The sequence below is a fragment of the Pseudomonas wenzhouensis genome (genome assembly GCF_021029445.1).
GTDB lineage: Bacteria > Pseudomonadota > Gammaproteobacteria > Pseudomonadales > Pseudomonadaceae > Aquipseudomonas > Aquipseudomonas wenzhouensis.
In genome coordinates, this window is the sequence record NZ_CP072610.1 from 3,769,000 (window position 1) to 3,789,828 (window position 20,829).

Annotated in this window: 19 protein-coding genes and 1 pseudogene; 7 read left to right on the forward strand and 13 right to left on the reverse strand. The window is 64.0% G+C overall.

The genetic code is table 11. From position 1 onward, the window contains the following. Positions 1-129: 129 nt before the first annotated feature. Positions 130-1,653: an apolipoprotein N-acyltransferase gene (lnt, locus tag J7655_RS17545; RefSeq protein ID WP_230925531.1), complete on the forward strand. Its 1,524-nt coding sequence runs from the start codon at positions 130-132 to the stop codon at positions 1,651-1,653. 180 nt (positions 1,654-1,833) lie between these two features. On the opposite strand, the gene J7655_RS17550 is transcribed toward lnt, so the two are convergent. Continuing rightward, positions 1,834-2,604, reverse strand: coding sequence for a YdcF family protein (locus J7655_RS17550; protein ID WP_230925532.1), 771 nt, complete (start codon positions 2,602-2,604; stop codon positions 1,834-1,836). Positions 2,605-2,628: 24 nt separating this feature from the next. Then, on the reverse strand, positions 2,629-3,057 hold the full coding sequence (locus tag J7655_RS17555; protein WP_230925533.1) for a hypothetical protein: 429 nt from the start codon (positions 3,055-3,057) through the stop codon (positions 2,629-2,631). A gap of 177 nt (positions 3,058-3,234) precedes the next feature. Here J7655_RS17555 and leuS point away from each other — a divergent pair, with 177 nt between their 5' ends. From leuS to lipA, 6 genes and pseudogenes are all read left to right on the forward strand, one after another. Beyond that, a complete protein-coding gene (gene leuS, locus J7655_RS17560) occupies positions 3,235-5,847 on the forward strand; it encodes a leucine--tRNA ligase (protein WP_230925534.1) in 2,613 nt (870 codons plus the stop codon). Between the two features lie 54 nt (positions 5,848-5,901). Further along, positions 5,902-6,513, forward strand: coding sequence for an LPS-assembly lipoprotein LptE (locus J7655_RS17565; RefSeq protein WP_230925535.1), 612 nt, complete (start codon positions 5,902-5,904; stop codon positions 6,511-6,513). A 54-nt stretch (positions 6,514-6,567) separates the two neighbouring features. Continuing rightward, positions 6,568-7,596 (forward strand): DNA polymerase III subunit delta, encoded by a 1,029-nt coding sequence (gene holA / locus J7655_RS17570; RefSeq protein WP_230925536.1) that lies wholly within the window; start codon positions 6,568-6,570, stop codon positions 7,594-7,596. A gap of 221 nt (positions 7,597-7,817) precedes the next feature. Further along, positions 7,818-7,964 (forward strand): annotated as a pseudogene (gene arfA, locus J7655_RS17575) (alternative ribosome rescue factor ArfA); the annotation flags it as partial. Between the two features lie 81 nt (positions 7,965-8,045). Next, complete coding sequence (locus tag J7655_RS17580) at positions 8,046-9,302, forward strand: lytic murein transglycosylase (protein ID WP_230925537.1); 1,257 nt, start codon at positions 8,046-8,048, stop codon at positions 9,300-9,302. A gap of 139 nt (positions 9,303-9,441) precedes the next feature. After that, positions 9,442-10,494 carry a lipoyl synthase gene (gene lipA / locus J7655_RS17585; RefSeq protein WP_230925538.1) on the forward strand — a complete coding sequence of 351 codons (1,053 nt, stop codon included), beginning with the start codon at positions 9,442-9,444 and terminating at the stop codon, positions 10,492-10,494. A 160-nt stretch (positions 10,495-10,654) separates the two neighbouring features. On the opposite strand, the gene lipB is transcribed toward lipA, so the two are convergent. The 11 genes from lipB to J7655_RS17640 all read right to left on the reverse strand — a co-directional run bounded on the left by lipB (position 10,655) and on the right by J7655_RS17640 (position 20,799). Continuing rightward, positions 10,655-11,272 (reverse strand): lipoyl(octanoyl) transferase LipB, encoded by a 618-nt coding sequence (gene lipB / locus J7655_RS17590; protein ID WP_230925539.1) that lies wholly within the window; start codon positions 11,270-11,272, stop codon positions 10,655-10,657. Between the two features lie 5 nt (positions 11,273-11,277). After that, the gene (locus J7655_RS17595) at positions 11,278-11,556 is read right to left on the reverse strand and encodes a DUF493 domain-containing protein (protein ID WP_003463006.1); all 279 of its coding nucleotides are present in this window, start codon (positions 11,554-11,556) and stop codon (positions 11,278-11,280) included. Positions 11,557-11,618: 62 nt separating this feature from the next. Beyond that, entirely contained in the window at positions 11,619-12,794 is a 1,176-nt protein-coding gene (locus J7655_RS17600; protein ID WP_230925540.1) for a D-alanyl-D-alanine carboxypeptidase family protein, read from the reverse strand. A gap of 108 nt (positions 12,795-12,902) precedes the next feature. After that, a complete protein-coding gene (locus tag J7655_RS17605) occupies positions 12,903-13,916 on the reverse strand; it encodes a septal ring lytic transglycosylase RlpA family protein (protein WP_230925541.1) in 1,014 nt (337 codons plus the stop codon). Continuing rightward, positions 13,913-14,923, reverse strand: coding sequence for a lytic murein transglycosylase B (gene mltB, locus J7655_RS17610; RefSeq protein ID WP_230925542.1), 1,011 nt, complete (start codon positions 14,921-14,923; stop codon positions 13,913-13,915). The genes J7655_RS17605 and mltB overlap by 4 nt, the downstream gene beginning before the upstream one ends. Before the next feature lie 19 nt (positions 14,924-14,942). After that, on the reverse strand, positions 14,943-16,046 hold the full coding sequence (gene rodA, locus J7655_RS17615; RefSeq protein ID WP_230927751.1) for a rod shape-determining protein RodA: 1,104 nt from the start codon (positions 16,044-16,046) through the stop codon (positions 14,943-14,945). A gap of 38 nt (positions 16,047-16,084) precedes the next feature. Next, positions 16,085-17,977 carry a penicillin-binding protein 2 gene (mrdA, locus tag J7655_RS17620; protein ID WP_230925543.1) on the reverse strand — a complete coding sequence of 631 codons (1,893 nt, stop codon included), beginning with the start codon at positions 17,975-17,977 and terminating at the stop codon, positions 16,085-16,087. A 10-nt stretch (positions 17,978-17,987) separates the two neighbouring features. Next, positions 17,988-18,455 (reverse strand): 23S rRNA (pseudouridine(1915)-N(3))-methyltransferase RlmH, encoded by a 468-nt coding sequence (rlmH, locus tag J7655_RS17625; RefSeq protein WP_230925544.1) that lies wholly within the window; start codon positions 18,453-18,455, stop codon positions 17,988-17,990. Continuing rightward, the gene (gene rsfS, locus J7655_RS17630) at positions 18,455-18,808 is read right to left on the reverse strand and encodes a ribosome silencing factor (RefSeq protein WP_026042034.1); all 354 of its coding nucleotides are present in this window, start codon (positions 18,806-18,808) and stop codon (positions 18,455-18,457) included. The genes rlmH and rsfS overlap by 1 nt, the downstream gene beginning before the upstream one ends. 65 nt (positions 18,809-18,873) lie before the next feature. After that, positions 18,874-19,533, reverse strand: a complete 660-nt coding sequence (nadD, locus tag J7655_RS17635) for a nicotinate-nucleotide adenylyltransferase (RefSeq protein ID WP_230925545.1) — start codon at positions 19,531-19,533, stop codon at positions 18,874-18,876. Beyond that, positions 19,534-20,799, reverse strand: coding sequence for a glutamate-5-semialdehyde dehydrogenase (locus J7655_RS17640; protein WP_230925546.1), 1,266 nt, complete (start codon positions 20,797-20,799; stop codon positions 19,534-19,536). It abuts the gene before it with no gap. Between the last annotated feature and the right edge of the window lie 30 nt (positions 20,800-20,829).

Below are 20,829 nucleotides of genomic sequence, written 5' to 3' on the forward strand. Positions count from 1 at the left end.
CAGTTTTTCGCGCGGCGCTACACAACGCAGCATCACCGAGCGCAGGCACTTTTCGTACAGAGCTCAGCACTTGCCGCCTGCCACTACCTGCCCCTACCCTTGCGCCACCCCGCTTCCAAGGATCTGCTCATGCTGCAATGGATCACCCGTCCGGGCTGGCCCGGTCATCTGCTCGCCTGCGGCGCAGGCGCCATCACCACCTTGGCGCTCGCCCCGTACGACCTCTGGCCATTGGCCGTGTTGTCCATTGCCCTGTTCTATTTCAGCTTGCGCCATTTGCGCCCTGGCCAGGCCGCAGTGCGCGGCTGGAGCTATGGTTTCGGCCTGTTCGCCGCCGGCACCAGCTGGGTGTACGTCAGTATCCATGACTACGGCGCCGCCTCGCCGGCACTGGCCGGCCTGCTCACCCTGGGTTTCGTCGCCGGTCTGGGCCTGTTCTTCGCCCTGATGGCCGCGCTCTGGGCGCGCTGGATCCGCCGCAGCGAAGCGCCGCTGGCCGACGCCCTGGCCTTCGCCGCGCTGTGGGTCGCCCAGGAAGTGTTCCGTGGCTGGTTCCTCACCGGCTTTCCCTGGCTCTATGCTGGCTACAGCCAACTCGAAGGCCCACTGAGCGGGCTGGTGCCGGTCGGCGGCGTCTGGCTGGCCTCCTTCGTCATCGCCCTGTCAGCCGCGCTGATCATCAACCTGGAGCAACTGCGCAAGCACAAACCGCGCTATGCCTGCGCCCTGCTCCTGCTGCTGAGCCCCTGGGTCGCCGGCCTGGCGCTGAATGATCACAGCTGGACGCGGCCGGCCGGCAACAGCCTGAGCGTTGCCGCCGTGCAAGGTAATGTCGAACAGAATCTGAAATGGGATCCGGAGCAACTCAACGCGCAGCTGGCGCTGTACCGTGATCTCAGTTTCAGCGCCGAACGCGTCGATCTGCTGGTCTGGCCGGAAACGGCCATACCGCTACTCAAGGACCTGGCCCAGGGCTATATCGGCGTGATGGATCGTTTCGCCCGCGACCGTAACAGCGCGCTGATCACCGGCGTGCCGGTACGCCAGTCCAACGAGCGCGGCGAGGTTCGTTATTACAATGCGATCACCAGCTTCGGCGACGCTCAGGGCACCTACCTCAAGCAGAAGTTGGTGCCCTTCGGTGAATACGTGCCGCTGCAGGAGCTTCTGCGCGGGCTGATCGCCTTCTTCGACCTGCCCATGTCCGACTTCGCCCGAGGCCCGGCCGGGCAACCGCCACTGCTGACCAAGGGGCAGCGCATTGCGCCGTTCATCTGCTACGAAGTGGTCTACCCGGAGTTCGCCGCAGAACTGGCCGCAGACAGCGAAATCCTCCTGACGGTAAGCAATGACGCCTGGTTCGGCACCTCCATCGGCCCCCTGCAGCACCTGCAGATGGCGCAGATGCGTGCCCTGGAAGCCGGACGCTGGATGATCCGCGCCACCAACAACGGCATGACGGTGATCATCGACCCGCAGGGGCGCATCCAGTTTGCCCTGCCGCAGTTCGAGCGCGGCGTGCTCTACGGCGAAGTCGTGCCGATGCAGGGGCTGACGCCCTACCTGCAATGGCGCATCTGGCCACTGGCGATTCTCTGCGCCCTGCTGCTGGGCTGGGCGCTGCTGGCCAGCCGCATGGCCAAGACGGTCTAAACGCGGCGGCAAGCGAACGTAGCCCGGATGAAATCCGGGAGTAAGCCGTCACGACGCCTCGGATTGCATCCGGGCTACGGGCTGGCCAGGATTTATAGGGCGGTTTCGCGAGAGCAGAGAGCGGCCCGCCAGCTCTCGTAACGCAGAATCCGCAGGCGTACTGCCTGCGGCGAGTACGCCCTACTGCTTGCCGTGGACGATGGGATACGCCAGCAGCCCGATGGCTTCGTTGAGCAACAGGCTGCTCTGCCAGATCACCCGCGACTCCGGCAGCCAGCCGCCCAGCGGGCGCTCGTAACCTGCGCTGAGGTAGCCCATCGGTGCCGTGATCACCTCGAAGCCAGCCTGCTCGAAACACCAGCGCGCACGCGGCATATGCCAGGCCTGGGTGACCAGCACCACACGACGCACGCCCTGCGGCTGCAGCAACTCAGCACTCAGCAGCGCGTTTTCCCAAGTCGTGCGGCTCTGCTCCTCCAGCCAGCGAATCTCCAGGCCGTAATCACGCTGCATGGCATCAGCCATCAGCGCCGCTTCACTGGGCGGCTGGCCGTAATGCAGGCCACCGCTGGCCGCCATCGGCAGGCCGGATGCACGCGCCAGGCGAGCGGCATAGCGCAGGCGCTCCAGGGCCATCAGCCCCGGCTGATCGGTTGCACCCCAGCCTGGATCGTTCTGCTCACGTCCGGCGCCAAGAATCACGATGGCATCGGCACGCTGCGCCAGCGTCGCCCACTGCGCCTCTTCAAGCGCAGGCTCACGTTCGAGCAGGCCTGCACTCCATTGCATCACCGCTGGCAAGCTCATCAGCCACAGCCCACCGAAGCCCGTCAGCAAACAGGCCATAGCCAAGCGGGGAAAACGGCGACGCAACCACCAACCCAGCAACATCAGCAGAAGCAGGATGCCGGGCGGCATCAGCAGTTGTTTGAGAATGTAGCGAATCGGCATCAGGCACCTCCGGGGCGCCTGATCCTAGCGGGTATTGCCGCTGCGAAACAGCTTTGAACCACAGGCCTGGCACGCCTGCGCATCCTGCCCGCGATGCCAGCTCACCGACGTCCCACAAAACGCGCAACAGAGCGCCTGGCGACGCTTCATCAGGGGTTTGGGTCTGCCCATCGGCTTGCTGCCTGCCGCCTTGCCGCTGCGCAATGGCTGACGCTGAATCAACGCCAGCTCTTCGGCTGCCGCGTGCCAGCCGCGCAGCCAGTGCAGGTCACGGTTGAGATAGGCGCGGATCAGCTCCAGCTCCGCCGGGCTAAGCCCATCGAGCTCCAGTTCGCGAAGGGGTTCGGCATGCAGGCGACTGGCGGTATCGGCCTCTTCCAGCGCCAGCGCAAGGCGCTGCAGCAGTCGCCCATAGAGGCCATCTCCCCTCTCCGCTTGCCGTGCAACAGCCATTTGACACCTCACGATAGCCGACATGTGCGAGCCATGACTAAAGCTTAGCGAAGACGCTGCAAGCAGCGTTGCGCCGCGACCAACGGCGTGCGCATGCAATCTGGGTTTCCCTCGATAGACGGCGCTCATGTATGCTACGACGTTTTCCGCAAGCCCCATTCCTTCAGCGCCAGAGCCATGCACGAACAGTACTCGCCCCGTGAAATAGAAGCCGCCGCGCAGTCCCACTGGGACGCGCAGAAATCCTTCGTCGTCAGCGAACAGCCGGGCAAGGACACCTTCTACTGCCTGTCGATGTTCCCCTACCCCAGCGGCAAGCTACACATGGGGCACGTGCGCAACTACACCATCGGTGACGTGATCGCCCGCTACCAGCGCATGCAGGGCAAGAACGTGCTGCAACCGATGGGCTGGGACGCCTTCGGCATGCCGGCGGAAAACGCCGCGATGAAGAACCAGGTGGCGCCGGCCAAGTGGACCTACGAGAACATCGCCTACATGAAGTCCCAGCTCAAATCGCTGGGCCTGGCCATCGACTGGACGCGCGAAGTCACCACCTGCAAGCCGGATTACTACCGCTGGGAGCAGTGGCTGTTCACCCGCCTGTTCGAGAAGGGCGTGATCTACCGCAAGAACGGCACCGTCAACTGGGACCCGGTCGACCAGACCGTGCTGGCCAACGAGCAGGTCATCGACGGCCGTGGCTGGCGTTCGGGCGCGCTGATCGAGAAGCGCGAAATCCCGATGTACTACTTCAAGATCACCGCCTATGCCGAAGAGCTGCTGAGCAGCCTGGATGAGTTGGATGGCTGGCCCGAGCAGGTCAAGACCATGCAGCGCAACTGGATCGGCAAGAGCTTCGGTGCCGACATCGTGTTCGACTACGACGTCGCCAGCATCGGCATCGATGGCCAGCTCAAGGTCTACTCGACCCGCCCGGACACCCTGATGGGCGCCACCTACGTGGCAGTGGCCGCCGAGCACCCGCTGGCCCAGCGCGCCGCCGAATCCAACCCGGCCATCGCCGCCTTTATCGCCGAGTGCAAGGCCGGTTCCGTGGCCGAGGCCGACATGGCCACCATGGAGAAGAAGGGCGTTGCCACCGGCCAGTTCGTCATCCATCCGCTGACCGGCGACAAGCTGCCGGTATTCGTCGCCAACTACGTGCTCTGGGGCTACGGCGAAGGCGCGGTGATGGCCGTGCCGGCGCATGACGAGCGTGACTTCGAATTCGCCAACAAGTACGACCTGCCGATCAAGCAGGTCTACACCGGCGAAGGCAAGGACTACGACACCAGCACCTGGCAGGACTGGTACGGCAACAAGGCCGGCCTGACCACCCTCAACTCCGGCAAGTACGACGGCCTGGACTTCAGCGCCGCCTTCGACGCCATCGTCGCCGACCTGGAAGCTAGCGCCCATGGCGCGCGCAAGACCCAGTTCCGCCTGCGCGACTGGGGCATCAGCCGCCAGCGCTACTGGGGCTGCCCGATCCCGATCATCCACTGCGACGCCTGCGGCGACGTGCCGGTACCGGAAGACCAGTTGCCGGTGGTGCTGCCCGAAGACGTGGTGCCGGACGGTGCAGGCTCGCCGCTGGCGCGCATGCCCGAGTTCTACCAGTGCAAGTGCCCGAAGTGCGGTGCCGATGCCAAGCGCGAAACCGACACCATGGACACCTTCGTCGAGTCGTCCTGGTACTTCGCTCGCTACGCCAGCCCGAACTACGACAAGGGCATGGTCGACCCAGCTGCAGCCAACCACTGGCTGCCGGTAGACCAGTACATCGGCGGCATCGAACACGCCATCCTGCACCTGCTCTACGCGCGCTTCTTCCACAAGCTGATGCGTGACGAAGGCCTGGTGTCGTCCAACGAGCCGTTCAAGAACCTGCTGACCCAGGGCATGGTGGTCGCCGAGACCTATTACCGCACCCTGGAAAACGGCGGCAAGGACTGGTTCAACCCGGCCGACGTGGAAGTCGAGCGTGATGCCAAGGCCAAGGTCATCGGCGCCAAGCTCAAGAGCGACGGCCTGCCGGTGGAAATCGGCGGCACCGAGAAGATGTCCAAGTCGAAGAACAACGGCGTCGACCCGCAGGACATGATCGATGCCTATGGTGCCGATACCTGCCGCCTGTTCATGATGTTCGCCTCGCCGCCCGACCAGAGCTGCGAATGGTCGGATGCCGGCGTCGAGGGCGCCAACCGCTTCCTGCGCCGCGTCTGGCGTCTGGCTCACGGCCATGTCAGCGCCGGCCTGCCGGGCAAGCTGGATGTCGCCAGCCTGAATGACGAGCAGAAAGCCGTGCGCCGCGCCATCCACCTGGCCATCAAGCAGGCCAGCAACGATATCGGCCAGCACCACAAGTTCAACACCGCCGTCGCCCAGGTGATGACGCTGATGAACGTGCTGGAAAAGGCCGCTACCGCCACCGAACAGGACCGCGCGCTGGTGCACGAAGGCCTGGAAGTTGTCACCCTGTTGCTGGCGCCGATCACTCCGCACATCAGCCACGAGCTGTGGCAGCGCCTGGGGCATGCCGATGCGGTGATCGACGCGCAGTGGCCGCAGGTCGACGAATCCGCCCTGGTGCAGGACAGCCTGACCCTGGTGGTGCAGGTCAACGGCAAGCTGCGCGGGCAGATCGAAGTGCCGGCCAGCGCATCGCGCGAGGAAGTCGAGGCCGCCGCTCGTGCCAACGAGAACGTCCTGCGCTTCACCGAGGGCCTGAGCATTCGCAAGGTCATCGTGGTGCCAGGCAAGCTGGTCAACATAGTCGCCAACTGATTAAGCTCGGCGCCACCACGACGTGGCGCCGCGATCCGCCAAGGGGATATGAGAATGATGAAACGGAATCTACTGATCATCGGCCTGGCCGGTCTGCTCAGCGCCTGCGGTTTCCAGCTGCGCGGCACCGGCGATGTGCAGTTCGCCCTCCAGGAGCTCGATGTCAGTGCGCGCGATGCCTACGGTGATACCGTGCAGCAGGTACGCGAAGTGCTGGAGAGAAACGACGTTCGCGTTTATGCCGGCGCGCCCTACAAGCTGGTCATCACCCGCGAAAGCGAGAATCGTCGTAGCGCCAGCTACAGCAGCGGTGCACGTACCGCCGAGTACGAGCTGACCATGGCCCTGGAGTATGAGATCCGTGGCACGCAGAACCTGCTGCTGACCGGCAACAAGGTGGAAGTGCAGAACTACTACCAGCAGGACGACAACAACCTGGCCGGCTCCGATCAGGAAGCCGCTCAGTTGCGCAGCGAACTGCGCCGGGAAATGATCCAGCAACTGATGCTCACCCTGCAGCAGATTACCCCGGCGCAGCTCGACCAGTTGCAGCAGACCGCCGAAGCCCGCGCCAAGGCTGAAGCCGAGGCACTGGAAGCCGCTCGCCGGGTTCGTGAGAGCCAGGTCGCCCCGCAGCAGTCGCCGATCGAACTGCCGATTCAGTAAGGTGCCGGGGCCGCATTGCGGCCCCCTGCCCGTTCGCCTCATGACCTCACCTCGATGAAGCTCGCCCCCGCGCAACTCGGCAAACACCTGCAGGGCGCACTGGCGCCTGTCTATGCGATCAGCGGTGACGAGCCGCTGCTCTGCCAGGAAGCGGCCGATGCCATCCGCAACGCCTGCCGCCAGCAGGGGTTTGGCGAGCGTCAGGTGTTCAACGCCGAAGCCAACTTCGACTGGGGCAATCTGCTACAGGCCGGCGCCAGCCTCTCGCTGTTCGCCGAGAAGCGCCTGCTGGAACTGCGCCTGCCCTCCGGCAAACCGGGGGATAAAGGCGCCGCAGCACTGCTGGAATACCTGGCACGGCCGCCTGAAGATACCGTCCTGCTGCTGAGCCTGCCCAAGCTCGACGGCAGCACACAGAAATCCAAATGGGCCAAGGCGCTGATCGACGGTCAGGCTTGCCAGTTCATCCAGATCTGGCCGGTGGACGCCAACCAGTTGCCGCAGTGGATTCGCCAGCGCCTCGCTCAGGCCGGCCTGAGCGCCAGCGCCGATGCCGTGGACATGATCGCCGCGCGGGTAGAAGGCAACCTGCTGGCCGCCGCCCAGGAAGTGGAAAAGCTCAAGCTACTTGCCGAAGGCAATCAGGTGGACGCCGAAACCGTGCAGGCCGCCGTGGCCGACAGCGCCCGCTTCGATGTGTTCGGCCTGATCGATTGCGCCCTGACTGGCGATGCCAGCCATGCCCTGCGCGTGCTCGAAGGCCTGCGCGGCGAGGGTGTGGAAACCCCGGTAATCCTCTGGGCGCTGGCACGCGAAATTCGCCTGCTGGCCGGCATCGCCCACCAGCAAAGCCAGGGCATACCCCTGGACAAGGCCTTCTCCAGCGCGCGTCCGCCAGTGTGGGACAAGCGCCGGCCGCTGATTTCCAAGGCGCTGCAGCGTCACAGCAGCAAGCGCTGGGGCCAATTGTTGCAGCAGGCGCAGTTGATCGATGCACAGATCAAGGGCCAGGCGGCTGGCGATCCGTGGAGCGAGCTGGCCATGCTGACCCTGCAACTGGCCGGGCAGCGCCTGCGCCTGTAAGTGTTGCGGCCTCTTCCTTTCTCGTAGGGTGGGCTTTAGCCCACGTCCACCACCGTTGGTGGGCTAAAGCGGAGCGCCGCCCGGCCCACACTCCGCACTGAAAGGCTTCGCGAGCAGAGCTCGCTCCTACGCCCCATTCAGACCGCAATCTGGACATTTTCCGTACAGCGGCGCATAGTCCGCGCGCCTGCGCTGGAAGCAGGCTCTAGCGAGGAACCCCTATGAGCAAGAAAACCGGCAAACGGCCGAACAAGGCCAAATCCATCGTCGCCCAGCCACTGTTTCGCTGCCGCCAGGAACGACCACAGAAAGGCAAAGGCAGCTACCGCCGCGAAGCCTCCCACAATTGGGAGGCTTCTTGCTTTATGGGCTTGCTCACTGCGCTGATCGCCCAGATTCCAGCCCGAGCGTGATAAGGTAGCCACCTGCTTAAACGCCCTGAGATAGACATGCCACACCAGTTTCCTCGTCGCGCCCTGGCCCTGCTTCCTCTCCTGCTGCTGGCGGCCTGCGCCCAGGCCCCAGCGGAAAACCTGCCCACAGCCAACGCGCCGGCCACGGCGCAGGCTGCACCTGCAGATGCACTGACCAGTTTCGCCGACTGGCGCCAGGCATTGCGTGACGAAGCGCTTGCCGCCGGCATTGACGCCGCGCTGTTCGATCGCATATTCGCCGGCGTCACCCCTGACCCGGCGGTGCTCAAGGCCGACAGCAGCCAGCCCGAATTCACCCGCCCGGTGTGGGAATACCTCGACGGCGCCGTGTCCTCCAGCCGCATCGGTCGTGGCCGAGTGCTGTTGGCGCAGCACAGCCTGGTGCTGCAACGCATCGAGCAGCAGTACGGCGTCGAGGCCCCGATCCTGGTGGCCATCTGGGGTCTGGAGAGCAACTTCGGCAACAATATCGGCAGCCACAGCGTTATCCGCTCTCTCGCCACCCTGGCCTACGACGGTCGTCGCCAGGGCTTCTGGCGTGCGCAGTTGCTGGCTGCCCTGCAGATTCTGCAGAACGGCGATGTGCCCAGCGAACGCATGATCGGCTCCTGGGCCGGCGCCATGGGGCAGACCCAGTTCATGCCCACTACCTACAACCAGCATGCGGTGGATTTCGACGGCGACGGCAAGCGCGACCTGTGGAACTCCTCGGCCGATGCCCTGGCTTCGGCGGCTCATTACCTGCAAGCGTCAGGATGGCAGCGCGGCCAGCCCTGGGGATTCGAGGTGCGCCTGCCGAGCGACTTCGACTACGCCCTGGCTGACCCGGACCAGCGTCGCAGCCTGACCGAGTGGGCCGAACTCGGCGTGCGCCCGCTGGCACCGACCGGCGCCGCCGCCAGCGCGCGCGCCAGCCTGCAGCTACCGGCCGGACACAAAGGCCCGGCCTTCCTGCTGCTGGACAATTTCCGCAGCATCCTCAAGTACAACAACTCCACCTCATACGCGCTGGCCATCGGCCTGCTCGCCGACAACCTGGTGCGCCCCAGCGAAGTGCAGGGCCAGTGGCCACGCGGCGAACGCCAGCTCGGTCGCAGCGAGCGCGTCGAGCTGCAGGAGCTGCTGGCCCAGGCCGGTTTCGACCCGGGCCCGGCCGACGGCATCATCGGCGCCAACACGCGCAAGGCCATCCGCGCCCTGCAGCTGCAATTGAACTGGCCTGCCGATGGCTACCCCAATACCGAGCTGCTGCAACAGCTGCGCGCACGCTAAGCCTGGGCCTCGCTGAACGCTGCCTCGTCGCCCCTTGGCCGACAGGCGGTCTCAGCGTGCCCATGAGCCTTCTGTGATAGACTGGCCAGCGGCCACAAGCCACCTGCCCACGGAGCCTCTAGCGGAGCCCTGATTCCCGATGTCCGACACCTCCCCGCCCAAATCCGTCGCCAGCGGCGAAAAATTTCGCACCGCCCAAGGCATCACCGCCATCAAGGATGGCCAGAAGCGTCGCGCCTCGGCCGAACCTCAGGTGTTCGAGCCCAAGCCCAAGTGGCTGCGGGTCAAGGCACCTGGCGGTAGCCGTTTCGAGGCCGTCAAGCGCAACGTTGGCGAACACCGCCTGAGCACCGTCTGCCAGGAGTCACACTGCCCGAACATGGGTGAGTGCTGGTCCAACGGCACGGCCACCATCATGCTGATGGGCTCGGTGTGCACCCGCGCCTGCCGTTTCTGCGCCGTGGACACCGGCAACCCCAATGGCTGGCTGGATCTGGAAGAGCCGCAGAACACCGCCAAGTCGGTGGAGCTGATGGCCCTGCGTTACATCGTGCTGACCTCGGTGGACCGTGACGACCTCGAAGACGGCGGCGCCGGCCACTACGCCGCCTGCGTGCGCGCCATCAAGGCAAACACCCCGCAGGTGGTGGTCGAGGCCCTGACCCCGGATTTCGACGGTGATCACCAGGCCATCGAGCGCGTCGTCGACTCCGGCCTGGAAGTCTTCGCGCAGAACGTTGAGACAGTCAAACGTCTTACCCACGTGGTTCGCGATCCGCGCGCCGGCTACGAGAAGACCCTCAAGGTGCTCGAGCACGCCAAGAAGCACCGCCCGGACGTACTGACCAAGACCAGCCTGATGCTCGGCCTGGGTGAAACCGACGAGGAAATTCTCGAAACCATGGATGACCTGCGCGCCATCGGCGTGGACATCCTCACCCTCGGCCAGTACCTGCAGCCGACGCGCAACCACCTCAAGGTGCAGCGCTGGGTCAGCCCGGAAGAGTTCAATCGCCTGCGCGATATCGGCCTGGAGAAAGGCTTCATGGAAGTCGCCGCCGGCCCGCTGGTACGTTCCAGCTACCGCGCTGACCGCGTGTTCGAGAAGAACAACCTGGGGCTTGCCGCACCGGTTCCGGTGCCCGGCCAGGAAGTCAATGCCAGCCTGATTCCGGCGCTGAATCTGAACTGAGACAGTTCCTCTGGGAAAACCAAAGGGACGCCTCGGCGTCCCTTTTCGTTGCTGTCAGTATGTATGCGTGGCGACGCGCCTGTGCAGGAACCCCGCACCGGGGCGAAGCGTTCTACGGTTGGCGGCGAGGCGCCGCACCTACACGTTCTCTCGCATTAGCCTACACGTAACCCAGACGGCCACGCAGCACCTGCTCCAGGCGTTGCGCCACTTCGTCGAATGCTGGCGGCGCTGGCAGCAGATCACGCATCTGCACCATCTTCAGCCCCGCGAAGCCGCACGGATTGATGCGCAGGAAGGGCGACAAGTCCATGTCGACGTTCAGCGCCAGGCCGTGGAAGGAACAACCACGACTGACGCGCAGGCCCAGTGAGGCGATCTTGTCGCCGGCCACATACACGCCCGGCGCATCCGCCTTCGGCGCAGCCTCGATACCGTAGCCGGCCAGCAGATCGACCAGGCTTTGCTCCATGGTCGTGACCAGTTCACGCACCCCAAGGTCGAGGCGGCGCAGATCGAGCATCAGGTAGGCCACCAGTTGGCCAGGGCCGTGATAGGTCACCTGGCCGCCGCGCTCGACCTGCACCACCGGAATATCGCCCGCCGCCAGCACATGCTCGGCCTTGCCGGCCTGCCCTTGAGTGAAGACCCGGGGGTGCTGCAGCAGCCAGACTTCATCCGGCGTCTGCTCATCGCGCTCACGGGTCAACTGGCGCATGGCCTCCAGCGTCGGCTGATAGTCGACCAGCCCGAGGTGACGAACGACGAGTTCGGGCATGAGGATCACAGCACCATGTGCACGCGGCCAGTGGCACGCAGATCGACATGAATCGCCTGCAACTGCTCGACGCTGGTGGCGGTGATCAGCACCTGCACGGAGAGGAAGTTGCCGTTACGGCTGTCACGCAGCACCAGCGTGGAGGCATCCAGATCCGGCGCATGGCGCTGGATCACCTCGATCACCAGATCGGAGAAACCCTCACCCGCAATGCCGATTACCTTGATCGGGTAACGCTCGCAGGGAAATTCGATTTTAGGGGCTTGAACGTCGTTATCGGTCATGGCGTCAGCGGGCTCGCGACCCGTCCAGAAAAGGGCCGCTCCATCAGGAGCGGCCAGGCTTGTCAGTTGAAAAGGCCGAAGAAGAACAGGCGAATGCTGTCCCATAGACGGCGCATCAGGCTGCCCTCGTCCACCGATTCCAGAGCCACCAGGTCGGTGCTGCGCACCACCTCGTCACCCAGTTTGACGTCGACCTTGCCGATCACATCGCCCTGCTGGATCGGGGCGATCAGTTGCGGATTGAGGGTCATGCTGGCCTGCAGCTTTTCCAACTGCCCCTTGGCCATGGTCATGGTCAGATCTTCCGCCAGACCGGCCTTGACCTGACTCGCCGCGCCTTTCCACACGGTGGCCTGGGCCAGTTCAGCGCCCTTCTGATAGAAGGTGCGGCTTTCGAAGAAACGGAAACCATAGGTCAGCAGCTTCTGGGTTTCCGCTGCGCGGGCCTGCTCGCTGTCAGTACCGAATACCGAGGTAATCATGCGCGAACCATCACGCACGGCCGAGGCGACCAGGCAGAAGCCAGCCTCCGACGTGTGGCCGGTCTTCAGGCCATCGACGGTGCGGTCACGCCACAGCAGCAGGTTGCGGTTGGGCTGCTTGATGTTGTTCCAGAGAAACTCTTTCTGCGAGTAGATCGCGTAGTGCTCGGCATCTTCATTGATGATCGCGCGGGCCAGAATCGCCATGTCATGGGCGCTGGAGTAGTGCTCGGGATGCGGCAGGCCGGTAGAGTTCATGAAGTGGCTGTTCTTCATGCCCAGACGCTCGGCGGTGGCGTTCATCATGTCCGCGAAGGCATCTTCGCTGCCGGCGATGTATTCGGCGATGGCGATGCTGGCATCGTTACCGGACTGAATGATGATGCCGTGCAGCAAGTCGTCGACCGTGGCCTGGCTGTTCACCGGCAGGAACATGGTGGAACCACCGGACGCAGCACCACCTGTGCGCCAGGCGTGCTCGCTGATGGTCACCAGATCCTGCTCGCCGATCTTGCCATTACGGATTTCCAGGGTCGCGATGTAGGCCGTCATCAGCTTGGTCAGGCTGGCGGGCGGCAGGCGCTCGTCAGCGTTGTTCTCGACCAGGATATTGCCGCTGGCGGCGTCCATCAGCACGTAGGATTTCGCGGCCAGTTGCGGCGGCGCCGGCACCACCTGCGGGTTGGCCATGGCCAGGGGTGCGGCCAGAAGGGTAAGAACCAGTGAAGCACGTTGCACGAAGCTGGTGATGTTCATCCGTCTCTCGAAAATCATTGCTTGGGTTGTACGGCCCCACAGGGCCATCTTTCGACTCGCACCAGGCAAGCCTCGGATTTAGTCCGGCAAAGGCCGGTTAAGTTGCCATCAGTCGGCGCGCACCAGCGTGGCCTGGCCGAGGTTGGCCAGACGCACGCTGCTCTGCAGCTGCTCAGCCTCGCCCTGATTGCTGATCGGCCCCATGCGGACGCGGTGCAGTATCTGCTGGTCGCGCACCACTGAGCTGATGAATACCGGCACACTGCTGGTCTGGCTCAGCTTGGACTTGAGCAGTTCCGCAGCGTCCGGATTGGCGAAGGCTCCCACCTGGAGATACAGGCCAGAGGCTGCGAGTGAATCGTTTTTTTTTGCGTCGATCTGTACCGGCACCACCGCAGCGGCGTGCTGCGTGGGCGGCGGCGAGTAGTGTTCGATGGGCTGCGACACGGGTTGCGCAACGGTCTGCACCGCGCTTGCCCTGGCCGGCTGGTTGTTGGCCAGTACCAGCGGCACCGGACGGCCCTGTTGCGCCCACCACTCATGCGGGTCGATGCCTTCGACCTTGACCCGCGCAGTGCCTTTTTCAGCGAAGCCGAGCTTTTTGGCCGCGGCAAAGGACAGGTCGATGATACGGTCGGAGTAGAACGGCCCACGGTCGTTGACCCGCAGGATCACCACCTTGTCGTTTTCCAGGTTGGTCACCCGTACGTAGCTGGGCAGCGGCAGCGTCTTGTGTGCCGCCGTCATGCCGTACAGATCGTAAGTCTCGCCATTGGCCGTGGCCTGGCCATGGAACTTGGTACCGTACCAGGAGGCCGGGCCGACCGCCTGGTAGCGCCGCGCATCCTGAATCGGGAAATACTGCTTGCCGAACACCACATAGGGGCTGGCCTTGACCGGTCCGTAGTGCGGCATGGGAATGGCGTCCTGAATCTTCGAGACGTCGACATCCCACCAGGGCGCGCCATCCTTGTGCGGCCGGTTGTAATCATCAGGCCCGGAGATGCCCGTCGACTGACCGGGCACCACAGCGGGCTGCGGTGCCCGATTGGACGAGCAACTCGCCAGCAGCAGGGCTGCCGTTATGCAGGCAGCCAGCGGCAGCAGTTTGTGCGCACTCATTGTTTACTCCGCGCTTCGACCAGCAGCTCAGCCAGTTGGTTGACCGCCATGGCATACATCACGCTGCGATTGTAGCGGGTGATGGTGTAGAAGTTGGGCAAACCGAACCAGTATTCGTCGCCTTGCGCACCTTCCAGACGAAATGCGGTCACCGGCAGATCTTCGGCCAACTTGTCCTGGCTCTGCCAGCCCAGTGCGCGCAGCTCGGCAACATTCTTCACCGGATCCAGGCCCTGGGTCAGGCCTTCGTCGACGCGCGCACCGCTGACCTCGACGCGACTGGCCACCTGGCCGCCGGCCTGCCAGCCGTGACGTTTGAAATAGCTGGCGACACTGCCGATGGCATCGGTCGGGTTGCTCCAGATGTTGATATGGCCGTCACCGTCGAAGTCCACGGCATAGGCGCGGAAGCTGCTCGGCATGAACTGCGGCAAACCCATTGCGCCGGCGTAAGAACCCTTGAGGGTAATCGGGTCGACCTGCTCCTCACGGGTCAGCAGCAGAAACTCGCGCAGCTCCTTGCGGAAGAACGGCGCACGCGGCGGATAATCGAAGGCCAGGGTCGACAGGGCGTCCATCACCCGCCAACTACCGGTGTTGCCGCCATAGAAGGTTTCCACGCCGATGATGGCGACGATGAACTGCGGCGGTACACCGTACTCGGCTTCGGCCTTCTCCAGTGCAGCCTGGTTGTTTTTCCAGAATTCCACACCCTGGGCGATGCGCTTGTCGGTAATGAAGATCGGCCGGTATTCCTTCCAGGGTTTGACCTTCTCGGCCGGACGCGAGATGGCATCGAGAATCGCCTGCTTGCGCTCGACATCGGCGAACAGCGCGTACAGCTGCTCGCTGGCGAAACCGTAGTCACGGGTCATTTCCTCGACGAACTCGGTCACCTGCGGCGAGTTCTGGTAATCGGCAGCCAACGCCTGGGCGCCGCCACCGAGCACCCCGGCCAGACCTACGCCCATGAATGCCCGAGCGGCCCAACTGCGCAATGCATGCATTTAACTCAAAACCCCCAAATCAAACCTGAGCGATCCACTTTCTGTGGGTGTGGATCGCCATCAATATCCCGAAGCCTGACAACAGCGTGACCAGATGGGTTCCGCCGTAGCTAATGAAGGGCAACGGCACCCCAACCACCGGCAACAGTCCGCTGACCATACCGATGTTGACGAATACGTAGACGAAGAAGGTCATGGTCAACGCACCCGCCAGCAACTTGCCGAACAGCGTCTGAGCCTGGACGGTAATCACCAGACCGCGAGCAAGCAACAGCAGGTACAACAACAGCAACAAACAGACGCCAACCAGGCCGAACTCCTCCGCAAGCACGGCAATGATAAAGTCCGTATGGCTTTCCGGCAAAAAATCCAGGTGCGACTGCGTGCCCAGCAGCCAGCCCTTGCCCAGCACGCCCCCGGAGCCGATCGCCGCCTTGGACTGGATGATGTTCCAGCCTGCCCCCAGCGGATCACTCTCCGGATTGAGGAAGGTCAGCACGCGGCGCTTCTGGTAGTCGTGCATGACGAAGTACCACATGCCTATCGCAATCGGCACCACCGCCGCCGCTGCACCGACAATCCAGCGCCACTGCAGACCGGCCATGAACACGACGAAAGCGCCCGACGCCAGTACCAGCAGCGAAGTGCCGAGATCCGGCTGCTTGAGGATCAGCACGAAAGGCACGCCAATCATCGCCAGGCTGATGACGATGTGCTTGAAGCGCGGCGGCAGGTTATGCCGCGACAGGTACCAGGCGATGGTCATCGGCATGATGATCTTCATCAGCTCTGACGGCTGGAAACGGATCACGCCGGGGATGTTGATCCAGCGCGTCGCGCCCATCGCCGTGTGTCCCATCACCTCCACTACCGCCAACAGGGCAACCCCAATGAGATAGGCGAGCGGCACCCAGCGCGCCATGAAGCGCGGGTCGAACTGGGCGATCACCACCACCCCGACCATGCCGATACCGAAGGAGGACGCCTGCTTGAGCAGCAAATCGATGTTCTTGCCACTGGCCGAATACAGGATGAACAGGCTGCCGGCCCCCAGAACCAGCAGCAGTAACAGCAACCAGCCATCGATATGCATGCGCTGCAACAGGGTGGCGCGACGGCGCAGCACATCCTCGTCGGACAGGGTACGGTCGAAATTACTGATCATCGCTGGCTGACCTCGGCAGGCTTGGGCATCGCGAACTCGGCCTTGAGCTGACCGGTTTCCTTGTCCAGCAGCCAGGCGTCCATGACCTGCTTGACCACTGGCGCGGCGACGCCAGAGCCGGACTCACCGTTTTCCACCATCACCGCGACGGCGATCTGCGGGTTGTTCGCAGGCGCAAAACCGACGAACAGGGCATGGTCGCGGTGACGTTCCTGGAGTTTTTCACGGTCGTACTTCTCGCCCTGCTTGATCGCCACCACCTGCGCCGTACCGCTCTTACCGGCAATGCGATAGACCGAGCTGTCGCCGACCTTGCGCGCCGTGCCACGGGGGCCATGCAGCACTTCTTCCATGCCATGGATGCCGTACTCCCAGAACTTCGGATCACGCAGGACGATATCCGGCATCGGGTTGGGATCCACGGGCAAGTGCCCGCCGACGCTCCTGGCCAGGTGCGGACGAATCCACTTGCCGCGTGTGGCCATCAGCGCCGTGGCCTGCGCCAGCTGTAGCGGTGTGGTCTGCATATAACCCTGGCCAATGCCGAGAATCAGCGTCTCGCCCGGGTACCAGGGCTGGCGGTAACGCGCCCGCTTCCAGTCGCGCGAAGGCATGAGGCCGGCGGTTTCCTCGAACATGTCCAGCGCCACGCGCTGACCGAGGCCGAAACGGCTCATGTAGTCGTGCATACGATCGATGCCCATCTTGTGCGCCAGATCGTAAAAGTAGGTGTCGTTGGAACGGGCGATGGCCAGGTTGAGATCGACCCAGCCATCACCGCTGCGGTTCCAGTTACGGTACTTGTGGCTGTGATTGGGCAACTGATAGAAGCCGGGGTCGAACACCCGGCTCTGCGGCGTGACCACGCCAGCATCGAGACCGGCTACGGCCACCATCGGCTTGATGGTCGAGCCCGGCGGATAGAGGCCACGCAATACGCGGTTGTACAGCGGCTGGTCGATGGAGTCGCGCAGCTCGCCATAGGCCTTGAAACTGATGCCGGTGACGAAGGGATTCGGATCGAAACTGGGCTGGCTGACCATCGCCAGCACTTCGCCATTGTTCGGATCAAGGGCCACCACCGCGCCACGACGCCCGCCGAGGGCATTCTCGGCCGCCTCCTGCAGGTGTACATCGAGACCGAGGACGATGTCCTTGCCCGGTTTCGGATCGACGCGATTGAGCACACGCAGGACACGACCACGCGCGTTGGTCTCGACCTCTTCGTAGCCTACTTCGCCGTGCAGCTCATCTTCGTAAAAGCGCTCGATACCCGTCTTGCCGATATGGTGGGTGCCGGCGTAATCGGTTGGGTCGAGACGCTTGAGTTCCTGCTCGTTGATCCGCCCGACATAGCCGACCGAATGAGCGAAATGCTCCTGCTGCGGGTAATGCCGCACCAACTGCGCAGCCACCTCGACACCCGGCAGGCGGAACTGATTGACCGCGATGCGGGCGATCTGCTCCTCGGACAGCTCGAACAGAATCGGCACCGGCTCGAACGGACGCCGCCCCTGGCGCACGCGGCGCTCGAACAGGGCACGATCATCCTCGCTGAGTTCCAGCACCTCGACCACCGCATCGAGCACGCTCGGCCAGTCACCGGCGCGTTCGCGGGTCACGGTCAGACTAAAGCTGGGGCGGTTGTCGGCGATGATCACGCCGTTGCGGTCGAAGATCAGCCCGCGGGTCGGCGGGATCGGCTGCACGTGGATGCGGTTGTTTTCCGCAAGGGTGCTGTGATGCTCGTACTGAATCACCTGCAGGTAGTACATGCGCATGATCAGCACGCAGGTCAGCAGGATGATCACGGCGCCGCCAACGAGCACCCGGCGCTTGACCAGGCGAGCATCCTTTTCATGATCCTTGAGGCGAATCGGCTGCGGCATGACTAAGTGATCACTTGTGGTACGGGTGGCCGGACAATACGGTCCAGGCGCGGTAAATCTGCTCGCCAAGCAGGATACGCACCAGCGGATGGGGCAGGGTCAGCGGCGACAGCGACCAGCGCTGCTCACTGCGCGCGCACACTTCCGGCGCCAGCCCTTCCGGGCCGCCGACCATGAGGTTGACGTTGCGCGCATCGAGACGCCAGCGCTCCAGCTCCGCTGCCAGTTGCTCGGTGCTCCAGGGCTTGCCATGGACCTCCAGCGTGACGATACGTTCGCCGGGCTGCACCTTGCTCAGCATGGCCTCGCCCTCCTGACGGATCAGGCGGGCGAAATCGGCATTCTTGCCACGGGTGTTGAGGGGAATTTCCACCAGTTCCAGCGGCAGCTCGGCCGGCAGGCGCTTGACGTACTCCTGCCAGCCCTCCTCGACCCAGCGCGGCATGCGCGAACCGACAGCGATCAGCTTGATCCGCATTACTCGGCGCTGTGCTGGGCGCGACTCTGCTCGGCGCCCTGCCACAGGCGCTCGAGATCATAGAACTGACGCGCGGTCGGCAGCATCACGTGTACGACGATGTCGCCCAGGTCGAGCAGGGCCCATTCGCCGCTGTCCAGACCTTCGCTACCGATGGGGCGCACGCCCTGCTCCTTGACCTTCTCCAGCACGTTTTCCACCAGGGATTTGACCTGACGGCTGGAGCTACCGCTGGCGATCACCATGAAGTCGGTGATGCTGGTCTTGTCCTTGACGTCGATCACGGTGATGTCGGTCGCCTTGATCTCTTCCAGCGCCGCCACGGCGATCTTGACCAGCTCGTCGCTGGGCATATTCTGCTTGCTCATAAAAACTCATTTGCCTCGTGTAATGGACGCCAGCGCACCTGCGCGGCGTTTCAAGCATTAGGCGCACGGTACAGATCGTGCGCCTGAATATAGGCCAATACCGCATCGGGCAGCAGGTAGCGCGCCGAGCGGCCGGATGCCAGTAAATGGCGGATCTGCGTGGCGGAAATCGCCAGCGGAGTCTGCCAGATGAAACTGATTTGCCCACCTGCACCCTGCAGGCTGAGCGGGTCGCTGACACTGCGCGCGGCCAGCAGATCGCGCAGCGCCTCCGGCGCTTCGCTGTCGGCATCCGGCCGTTGCAGCACCAACAGGTGGCCGTGCTGCAGAAATTCCTGCCAGCGATGCCAACTGGGCAAGCCGCAGAAGGCATCCCAACCGAGCAACAAGAACAGCTGATCGTCCGCTGCCAGTTCGGCGCGTATCGACTCCAGCGTATCCACCGTGTAGGACGGCTTGTCGCGACGCAGCTCGCGGTCATCGACCGTCAGCAGCGTTTCCCCCTCTACCGCCAGCTCGACCATCGCCAAGCGCTGCTCGGCCGTGGCCTGCGGCAGATCACGGTGCGGCGGCCTGGCGCTGGGGATCAGCCGCAGCTCGTCCAGCACCATGAACTCGGCCACTTCCAGCGCCGCACGCAGGTGCCCGTTGTGCACCGGGTTGAAGGTACCGCCGAGCAGGCCGATGCGTCGGGCGCCGATCCGTTTCATTTATGTGCGAATGTGTCCGTCGCCGAAGACCACGTACTTCTCGCTGGTCAGCCCTTCCAGGCCGACCGGGCCACGGGCGTGCAGCTTGTCGGTGGAAATGCCGATCTCCGCGCCCAGGCCGTACTCGAAACCATCGGCGAAGCGGGTCGAGGCATTGACCATCACCGACGCGGAGTCAACCTCGGTAAGGAAGCGCCGCGCATCACTGAAGTTCTCGGTGATGATCGCATCGGTGTGCTGCGAACCGTAGTGGTTGATGTGCTCGATGGCCGCCTCCAGCGAGTCGACGATGCGAATCGCCAGAATCGGCGCGTTGTATTCGGCGAACCAGTCGTCTTCGCTCGCTTCCAGCACATCGCTGCCGAGCAGTTCGCGGGTGGCGGTATCGCCGCGCAGCTCAACGCCCTTGTCGCGGTAGATGGCCGCCAGCGGCGGCAGCACCTTGGCGGCCACGGCAGCGTGTACCAACAAGGTTTCCATGGCGTTGCACGGCGAATAACGCTGGGTCTTGGCGTTATCACAGACGCGAATGGCCTTGTCCAGGTCGGCCGCGACATCGACATAAACGTGGCAAACGCCGTCCAGGTGCTTGATCACCGGCACCTTGGCGTCGCGGCTGATGCGCTCGATCAGCCCCTTGCCACCGCGCGGCACGATCACGTCGACGAACTTCGGCATGGCGATCAGCTCGCCCACCGCAGCGCGGTCGGTGGTTTCCACCACCTGCACGGCAGCCGCCGGCAAATCAGCCTCGGCCAGACCCTGCTGAATGCAGCGGGCAATCGCCTGGTTGGAATGAATCGCTTCGGAACCACCACGCAGGATAGTGGCGTTGCCGGACTTCAGGCACAGGCTGGCGGCATCGATGGTCACGTTCGGCCGCGACTCGTAGATGATGCCGATCACGCCCAGCGGCACGCGCATCTTGCCCACCTGAATACCGGACGGCAGGTAGCGCATGCCCTGAATCTCGCCAATCGGATCAGGCAGGGTCGCCACCTGGCGCAGGCCTTCGATCATGCTGTCGATCACCTTCGGCGTCAGCGCCAGGCGGTCGACCATGGCCGGCTCCAGGCCGCTGGCGCGAGCAGCGGCCAGGTCCAGCTCATTGGCAGCAGCCAGCTCGGCGCGCGCGGCGTCGAGGGCATTGGCAGCAGCCTGCAACGCGCGATTCTTCTGCGCGGTGCTGGCACGGGCGAGCACCTTTGATGCCTGGCGGGCGGCCCGGCCCAGGCGGGTCATGTAGTCGTGCACGGACTCGGTCATGGCGGCGGAGGTCTGGCAGTTGGAAAAAGG

What these genes read in the sequence shown, in the direction of transcription:
- lipA (WP_230925538.1), top strand. Translation starts at nt 9,442, where the DNA reads ATGTCCGACACCTCCCCGCCCAAATCCGTCGCCAGCGGCGAAAAATTT.
- leuS (WP_230925534.1), top strand. Translation starts at nt 3,235, where the DNA reads ATGCACGAACAGTACTCGCCCCGTGAAATAGAAGCCGCCGCGCAGTCC.
- mrdA (WP_230925543.1), bottom strand. Translation starts at nt 17,977, where the DNA reads ATGCCGCAGCCGATTCGCCTCAAGGATCATGAAAAGGATGCTCGCCTG.
- J7655_RS17555 (WP_230925533.1), bottom strand. Translation starts at nt 3,057, where the DNA reads ATGGCTGTTGCACGGCAAGCGGAGAGGGGAGATGGCCTCTATGGGCGA.
- J7655_RS17640 (WP_230925546.1), bottom strand. Translation starts at nt 20,799, where the DNA reads ATGACCGAGTCCGTGCACGACTACATGACCCGCCTGGGCCGGGCCGCC.
- mltB (WP_230925542.1), bottom strand. Translation starts at nt 14,923, where the DNA reads ATGCATGCATTGCGCAGTTGGGCCGCTCGGGCATTCATGGGCGTAGGT.
- J7655_RS17605 (WP_230925541.1), bottom strand. Translation starts at nt 13,916, where the DNA reads ATGAGTGCGCACAAACTGCTGCCGCTGGCTGCCTGCATAACGGCAGCC.
- nadD (WP_230925545.1), bottom strand. Translation starts at nt 19,533, where the DNA reads ATGAAACGGATCGGCGCCCGACGCATCGGCCTGCTCGGCGGTACCTTC.
- J7655_RS17550 (WP_230925532.1), bottom strand. Translation starts at nt 2,604, where the DNA reads ATGCCGATTCGCTACATTCTCAAACAACTGCTGATGCCGCCCGGCATC.
- J7655_RS17565 (WP_230925535.1), top strand. Translation starts at nt 5,902, where the DNA reads ATGATGAAACGGAATCTACTGATCATCGGCCTGGCCGGTCTGCTCAGC.
- rlmH (WP_230925544.1), bottom strand. Translation starts at nt 18,455, where the DNA reads ATGCGGATCAAGCTGATCGCTGTCGGTTCGCGCATGCCGCGCTGGGTC.
- rsfS (WP_026042034.1), bottom strand. Translation starts at nt 18,808, where the DNA reads ATGCCCAGCGACGAGCTGGTCAAGATCGCCGTGGCGGCGCTGGAAGAG.
- lipB (WP_230925539.1), bottom strand. Translation starts at nt 11,272, where the DNA reads ATGCCCGAACTCGTCGTTCGTCACCTCGGGCTGGTCGACTATCAGCCG.
- J7655_RS17600 (WP_230925540.1), bottom strand. Translation starts at nt 12,794, where the DNA reads ATGAACATCACCAGCTTCGTGCAACGTGCTTCACTGGTTCTTACCCTT.
- J7655_RS17580 (WP_230925537.1), top strand. Translation starts at nt 8,046, where the DNA reads ATGCCACACCAGTTTCCTCGTCGCGCCCTGGCCCTGCTTCCTCTCCTG.
- lnt (WP_230925531.1), top strand. Translation starts at nt 130, where the DNA reads ATGCTGCAATGGATCACCCGTCCGGGCTGGCCCGGTCATCTGCTCGCC.
- J7655_RS17595 (WP_003463006.1), bottom strand. Translation starts at nt 11,556, where the DNA reads ATGACCGATAACGACGTTCAAGCCCCTAAAATCGAATTTCCCTGCGAG.
- holA (WP_230925536.1), top strand. Translation starts at nt 6,568, where the DNA reads ATGAAGCTCGCCCCCGCGCAACTCGGCAAACACCTGCAGGGCGCACTG.